Consider the following 1940-nt stretch of genomic DNA (forward strand, 5'->3'; position numbering starts at 1 on the left):
CCGGGCGTGCAGGGCAGGCCCACTCCGCGGTCGCGCAGGTAGGGCACCGGGTCGATGCCGCGGACGGACGTGGACGTGCCGACGCGTACCCGCAGGTGCAGATGGACGCCGGTGGAGTCGCCCTCGGACCCCATCAGGGCGATGCGCTGGCCGGCCGACACCTGCTGGCCCACCGAGACGTCCCGCTGGTACATGTGCCCGTACTCGGTCACGGTGCCGTCGGGGTGCAGGATGCGGATCCACTGTCCGTACCCCTGCGCGGGACCGGAGTTGATGACCTCGCCGGGGCCGGCGGCGTAGATCGGGGTGCCGAGCGAGCTGGCGATGTCCACACCGTCGTGGGTGCTGCTGTAGCCCTGGGTGACCACGCCCGCCGCGGGGCACGAGCCTGCGTAGGCGGTGGCGCCCGCGGGGCTCTTCGTCGCCGCGTGGCCGGGGGCGGCCATCGCCAGAGGCAGCAGCAGGGCCGCCGCTGCCAGCAGCGCGGCCCGCGGATTCATGCCGCGCAGTCCAAGTCGCACGTGAGGTTCCCTCCTGGAGTACCGGCTCGTGACGAGCCGCGGGGTCCGGTGGTACGGCTTCCGCCCGTTGCGGGGAGACCGGCCGGACGCCACGGAACATAGACGCGCCGCCCCTCGGAGGGGCATCCGTAAGTTTGCGGAGAGACTCCGCCCCGGCGGTGCGGTAGACCCTGGAGCGTCGTTCCCGAGCCGGCGCGGCTCACAGGTCCGGCACGCCGGTCCTTCGACGCCTCGCGGGCCGGTCACGGTCCCGTGCGCCGTCGAAGGACCGGTGGCCGGCGCTCCTGCCGCGACCGCCGCGCCCGGCTCACTTCCGTCGCATCAAGGGGGAAAACCCGTGCCTGTCTCATCCACCCGTTCCCGGTGGCGTACGCCGCCCCGCTGGACGCGCCTCCTGTGTCCGCTGCTCGTCCTGGTCAGCCTGACGGCCCCGGCCGTCGCCGCGGAAGGGGGGCAGCGGGACGGTACGTCCCGACCGGCCGGGCAAGCGGCCGGCGACCCCCGGAAGGCCGGGGGTCACGGCGGCCGAGGCCAGGACAGCTGGCGCATCGACCTGGCGGGGCCGGAGGCCCAGCGGGGCAACATCGCCCGCCGCCAGGGCGGGATCACCGTCGAGGACGGCCACCGCCGCACGGCGTCGGCGCCCGCCCACTCGCACGCCGTCTACACCTCGCCCGGCACGGAACTGGGCCGCTCGCTGACGGCGTTCACCGTGCGGACCTCGGCGGACGTCCCGGTCGGCACCCAGGTGCTGACCGAGGTGCGCGGCGGCGACCGCCCCGACACCTGGACGCAGTGGCGTGCCGTCGACCGCGCGGGGAAGGTGCGGCTGCCGCAGGCCGTCTCCCGGCTCCAGGTCCGGCTGACCCTGCTCGGCGTACCCGGCGGGTCGTCGCCCACCGTCTCCGCCGTCACCGTCGGTGCCGAGGCCAAGCAGCCCGCGCCGCAGCAGACCCCGCAGAACGGGAAGGCGACCGCCGCGTCCGGGCCGACCTTCCGGCTGTTCGCGACCCGGGAGGGACTGGTCGGCCACACCACGGCCAACGGCCACGTCATCACCGCGCGCGACCACTTCGTCGCCCTGCCCTCGCGCCGCATGCTGGCGACCAACGGCGGCCACGAGTACCAGGTACGCCTGTGCTACAAGGGCCGTTGCGAGACCGCGCCCGTGTGGGACGTCGGACCGTGGAACACCAAGGACGACTACTGGAACCCGTCGAGCCAGCGGGAGATGTGGCGGGACCTGCCTCAGGGCACCCCCGAGGCCCAGGCGGCGTACCTCAACGGCTACAACGGCGGGCTCGACGAGTTCGGCCGCCGGGTCGCCAACCCGGCCGGCATCGATGTCGCGGACGGCACCTTCTGGGACGGCCTGGGCATGACGGACAACGACTGGGTGGAGGTCACCTTCATGCCGGA

At 74.2% G+C, this 1940-nt stretch carries 2 protein-coding genes; one reads left to right on the forward strand and one right to left on the reverse strand.

What is annotated here, in order from left to right; all coding sequences use genetic code 11:
• Nucleotides 1-521: M23 family metallopeptidase (locus AB0K65_RS32265; RefSeq protein WP_365722854.1), on the reverse strand; the 521-nt coding region annotated here is incomplete at its 3' end.
• 337 nt (nt 522-858) lie between these two features.
• On the opposite strand from AB0K65_RS32265, the gene AB0K65_RS32270 reads away from it, so the two are divergent.
• Nucleotides 859-1940, forward strand: a 1082-nt coding sequence (locus tag AB0K65_RS32270) for an SH3 domain-containing protein (protein ID WP_365722856.1), incomplete at its 3' end; no start/stop codon positions are given.

Origin of the sequence: Streptomyces sp. NPDC053755 (assembly GCF_040677675.1) — a bacterium.
In the GTDB taxonomy this organism is placed as follows: Bacteria; Actinomycetota; Actinomycetes; order Streptomycetales; family Streptomycetaceae; genus Streptomyces.